At 48.5% G+C, this 5,241-nt stretch carries 5 protein-coding genes; all 5 read left to right on the plus strand.

The window, feature by feature from the left end; translation table 11 throughout:
- Positions 1 to 1,085: dicarboxylate/amino acid:cation symporter (locus V7D78_RS15790; RefSeq protein WP_333609421.1), on the plus strand; the 1,085-nt coding region annotated here is incomplete at its 5' end.
- 167 nt (positions 1,086 to 1,252) lie between these two features.
- Entirely contained in the window at positions 1,253 to 2,128 is an 876-nt protein-coding gene (locus tag V7D78_RS15795; RefSeq protein WP_333609422.1) for an ABC transporter ATP-binding protein, read from the plus strand.
- The gene (locus V7D78_RS15800; RefSeq protein ID WP_333609423.1) at positions 2,125 to 3,405 is read left to right on the plus strand and encodes a hypothetical protein; all 1,281 of its coding nucleotides are present in this window, start codon (positions 2,125 to 2,127) and stop codon (positions 3,403 to 3,405) included. The genes V7D78_RS15795 and V7D78_RS15800 overlap by 4 nt, the downstream gene beginning before the upstream one ends.
- A complete protein-coding gene (locus tag V7D78_RS15805) occupies positions 3,402 to 4,712 on the plus strand; it encodes a hypothetical protein (RefSeq protein ID WP_333609424.1) in 1,311 nt (436 codons plus the stop codon). The genes V7D78_RS15800 and V7D78_RS15805 overlap by 4 nt, the downstream gene beginning before the upstream one ends.
- The gene (locus V7D78_RS15810; RefSeq protein WP_333609425.1) at positions 4,705 to 5,094 is read left to right on the plus strand and encodes a GntR family transcriptional regulator; all 390 of its coding nucleotides are present in this window, start codon (positions 4,705 to 4,707) and stop codon (positions 5,092 to 5,094) included. Before V7D78_RS15805 ends, V7D78_RS15810 begins: the two co-directional genes overlap by 8 nt.
- The last annotated feature ends 147 nt before the right edge of the window (positions 5,095 to 5,241 follow it).

Here is a 5,241-nt window from a genome sequence, read left to right on the forward strand (position 1 = left end):
TCTATGCTCCGCATTGGCTTACCCAAATTTTAATTACCTTTAAAGCGCTGTTTGGTCAGCTGTTATTTTTCACCATACCGCTGCTTATCTTATTTTTTATTACCAGCGGCATTGCCGCCTTGCCCCGTAATTCCGGCAAGCTGCTCGGCCGTACCTTAGGTTTAGCTTATTTGTCGACAATTGCTGCCGGTACCTTTGCTTTTTTAGTTGCCGCCGGCCTTATCCCGCTCCTCGCGCCTGCCGCCGCGGATTTAGCCAGTATCGATGGTGTTAATTTAACCCCCTATATTGAGCTGAATATCCCACCGGTATTTAATGTGATGACCGCGCTGGCACTGGCTTTTATTTTTGGTTTAGGCATAGCCACAACTCAAGCGACATCGCTAAAGCAACTGTCTGATCAGGGCCGCGATATTATTCAATTACTGCTGACCAAAGTGATTATCCCGCTGTTACCATTGTATATCGCCGGGGTATTTGCCCAGATGGCCGCCGCTGGTTCGGTTTTTGTTACCTTGCAGACCTTTGGCATAGTGCTGGTGATGGCATTAGCCCTGCACTGGTTGTGGATAGTGGCGTTATTTGTACTGGCCGGCATTAAAGCCGGTAAATCGCCGGTTTTACTTATCAAAAATATGCTGCCGGCTTATTTTACGGCACTGGGTACCATGTCGAGCGCGGCCACCATACCAGTGTCTTTACAAGCAACCAAAAACAATGGTGTAAAAGAGGATGTGGCTAACTTTACTGTGCCGTTGTGTGCTACCACCCATTTAGCCGGCTCTACCATTACCATTGTCAGTTGTGCGGTGGCGGTGATGATGATGCAAAATAATCTGGATATCCCGTCACTCTTTACCATGATCCCCTTTATTTTAACCTTGGGCGTAGTGATGCTGGCCGCGCCCGGTGTACCAGGTGGTGCGGTAATGTCGGCCGTTGGCTTGCTCGGTACCATGCTGGGCTTTGGCGAAGGCGCGATAGCACTGATGATAGCGCTGTATATGGCGCAAGACAGCTTTGGCACTGCCTGTAATGTTACCGGCGATGGTGCTATTGCGGTGCTGGTAGATAAAACCGCCTGATAGTTACCCCCTCTGCGGGCACAGGCTACCCCCTGGCCCGCAAATGGCTGCGAAAATCCTACGCTCATTAGCAAATGGATTAACTCTGTTAATTTTTTGCACTTAGCCCTTGCTGATCCGCCAAAACTGTATTAGTGTATTAATACAGATAAAGCGGAGACAGTGATATGCCCCCAGTGATACAGATAAATGCCTTACAACGCGCCTTTGATGGGCGCCTGGTGTTAAACAATATTACCGCCAGCGCCAACCAGGGTGATGTTATTGCTTTGCTGGGCAAAAACGGTGCAGGTAAAACCACCCTACTTGAAACCATTTTAGGCTTTGCCGTACCTGAGCTGGGTGAGATACGGCTGTTTGGTACCCCAAGCACTGAGATCGCCGCCCGCGAAAAACAACACATTGGCTTTGTGCCGCAACAAGATGAACTGCTGGAACAGTTATCCCCTTATGAGCAGCTGCAGTTATTTGAGCGCTTTCAGCCTAACTGGGATCAACAACTCTGTGACCGGCTTTGCCAGAGTTGGGAAATCCCGCTAGCCAGACGCATCAGTAAGCTGTCGGTAGGACAACGCCAAAAGCTTTCTATCATACTGGCACTGTGTCACAAACCGCGGCTGCTTATTCTGGATGAGCCGGTGGCCAGCCTGGATCCTATTGCCCGCCGCCAGTTTTTAACCGAGTTAGTGAATATTGCGGTAGAGCAGCAAACTACCATTATATTTTCCTCGCATATTGTCACCGACATGGAGCGGGTAGCCAATCAGGTATGGCTGTTAAAAGATCAGCAACTGCTGTGGCAGGGTGAGCTGGATACGTTAAAAGAATCAGTGGTAAAGCTGCATATTGATGCCGAACAAAACTTACCGGCAACGCTGCCTGTTCCGGGCATATTGCGCCAGCAACACTATGGCAAACATGCCAGCCTGAGCGTTAGCCAGTGGCAGCCAGCCTTATTAGCGCCCTTGCAACAACAACTGGGTGCCAAGATCCGGGTAGAGCAGCTAAATTTAGAAGACATTTTTTTGGAAATGCATGCATGAGTGCCCTGCTGAGTTTAACCGGCCGTATCCTGTGGCCGAGCTTAGCCACCAAATTTTTGTGGTGCATTTTACTGACAGCCACTTTAGCGGCAAGCCTGACAGGTCAGCCTAAAATTGCCGTTGTGCCGTTGGTATGTCTGATGTTGCTGATGTTCTGTATTCCCTTGCAGTTTATGCCACTAAGCCGTAACCGCAGCTGGTTATTATTACCTTATTTTCGCCCACATAGCCGTCTACTGCTGCTAACGCTGCCCCTTATTTTCGGGCTAGTCTGCGGCATGGTGATGCAGATGGTTGATAAAGGTTTCTGGTTGCCGATGCAACTGGGTGTGTTTGCCATGGCACTGTTAATATTGCCGTGCTTTTTGTTTGGTCATATTTTACCGCTGCTGTTTAACAGTGCCTTGCTGGTGCTGTTTTTTGCCAGCAAGCTGCCACTGTTTTTAGCAGAACTTGGCCAGCCCGTGCTGATTAGCATACTGCTGATAGTTAATACTTTGCTGTTAGTCTGGTTCGCAACTCGCTGGCTGGCGCCAGGTCGCCACTCAGCACGCCATAGCACTATTGTTAAGTTTCAGCACGCCAACTATAAGCTGTTTTTGCAACGCTTTACCCGCAAAGCCGCCAGCTTGCATGGCAGCTTACTGTTGGGCCAAGGTGACAGCTGGCGCGCCAGAGGCCTGAGAACCCTGGCTTGTTGCTGGTATTTGCCGGGCATGCTGTGGTTAAGCATGCAATTGTTCAGTAATGCCGACATTAAAGAGCAGAGCCTACTGCTGGTGTTATTTGTGGTGTTTCCGGTATTCCTGCTCACTGAGCAGCTTAGCAATATGCTAAGAAGAGTGCGCCGTGCCTGGCTAACTTTACCAATCAGCCGCCAGCAACTGTTTCAGATGTTAGAGCAGCAAGCGTTACAAGAAACCTTGCTGGCCACCCTGATTATCAGCCCGTTGCTGGTGCTGATCTTCCCTGATGTGACCACCGCAGCGGCCATGTTATTGCTGTGGCCAAGCATACTGCTGTGCAGCACCTACCTAAGCTGGCGGTTAATCAACCAATCGCTGGTCTGGACAGGCCTGGTAATGATTACTCTCAATATTGCTGTTGTCTCATACTTACTGTTGTACTGGCAACAACCTCTGGCTTTGCTGCTATTGGCCACTATTACCGCTGGCCTTAGCGCACTGCTACGCCAGCAAGTCCAACGCCAGCTAATGGGGCAAGACTGGGGCAAGCTTAAATTGCTTAAAGCACCGCAGATTAGGACAGGGTTATGATTCAACCTTTAGCACCAGATAGCCGTAGCCTGTTTAGTTTCGCAATATTTAAGCAACTATACCGCTTGCTGACGCTGCTGGAGATAAGCTTTATTTGGTGGTTATTCATCGCTTTTTTCTGGGTTTTGGGGTTTGCCAGCACGCCCTTTTTATATATCGGCATATTGTTTATGCTCGGCTACTATTATTTAAGCTTACTCCCTATGATCAACCAATTGCTCAGCAGCAGCTATGGCCAGTTGTTGTTCAGCAAAAAACAGCTTAAATACTTACCTTTCTTACTGGCCACCACACTAACATTGCTGACCTTACCGGGCTTAGTACATTTTTATCAGCTGGCTTATGCAGAAGCATTTTTCATTGGCCTTTGCTTACACCTAATTTTGCATGCCTATTGGCTAAACGCATCTACTCAGCTCAAAAAAACCGGGCAAGTAGTGATCTTCTGGTTGCTAATTTTACAGCATATCTGGGCAAAGCCCCTATTTCGCCTGGTTTCGAATACAGTTTGGTCTGAGTTTTTTAAGGTTGGTTTGGCAATGCTTGCCGTCATTGCTGTCGGCATTATTACCTGCAGAGTCCAGCGACGTAAACAGCCCATTTCTTCGCCATATCAGCAACAAAGCTCATTTTACTGGCGCAGCGTACCCAGACATCAAACTACTTTAGGGGCCTGTTATCTGTTTCAGCACAATGCCAAAGCTGAAATGCGCTTCTTGGTGTATTGTGCCGCCTGCGCACTGCTGCCAGCAGTGCAAACGCTGACGTTCTTTTGGTTGAATGCAGAGTGGCGTTGGTTCCCTGAACTGGGTTGGAAGCTACTTGATGATACTATATTTGCTGTACCTTTTATTTATTGGCTGAATTTATTAGAAAGGAGCCTGGGCCAGGTTAAAAGTGCCTGGCTGTTGTTATCGCAAAGCCGCAGCGAAGTTTTTGGTTTTTTAGAGCGGTATTTTTTATCGCAGCTCATGCTATTTAGTATGCCTTTGCTACTACTACTGTATTGCTGGCAACCACAAAACCCCACTTATATTTCAAGTGCACTGCTGTTGATCTGCCTACTTCTGGCGTTAACTTATTTGGTGCTGTGTGTGCCGAAAAGCAGTATTGCCGTGTTCAGCATTATGGTGATGTTAATCAGTTTCCCCCCGGAAATGGTACTTTTGGCCAGTCTGACTTCACAGTTTTTTATGATAGGCAACTTAGGGTTGCTGGCCATAGTCCTGCGTTACTTTGCTCTTAAGGGCTGGCGAAAGCGTGATTTTACCAAGGCTGCAACTTTTATAAGGCAACGCCATGTTTAGCATTAACCCCAACAGTGGTGAGCCGATTTACCGCCAGCTGACAGAGCAAATTAAACGCATGGTCGCCGGCGGTCAGTTACAAAGTGGCGATGCATTGCCATCGGTGCGCGAGCTGGCCGCGCAGTATGCGGTAAATCCGATGACCATCTCTAAAGCCTATAACCTGCTGGAAACAGAGGGGATACTGGAGCGCCAGCGGGGCAAAGCCATGACCATAGCGCAGCCCACAGCAGCGACGCAAAGTGAACAGGCCAGGCTAGCGCAACTGCTGCCGCAACTGGTACAGTTAACCTTGGCGGCAAAACAGTTGCAGTTATCAAAACACAGCGTACTGACCGCGCTCACCGAACAATTGGATAATGCCTTTAATGAAACCGAATAACCTAGTCTGGTATCACAAAATTTAAAATGCTTTTAAGCTTTTCCATTAAACAGCAAAGCCCGCTATCGCGGGCTCTGTGTATTAAAAGGCAGTTATTTTTTCAGCTTCACCGGCCGTTGCCAGCCTTCAATATGCCGTTGCTTGGCG

The organism is Arsukibacterium sp. (genome assembly GCF_036735525.1).
Taxonomy (GTDB): domain Bacteria; phylum Pseudomonadota; class Gammaproteobacteria; order Enterobacterales; family Alteromonadaceae; genus Alishewanella.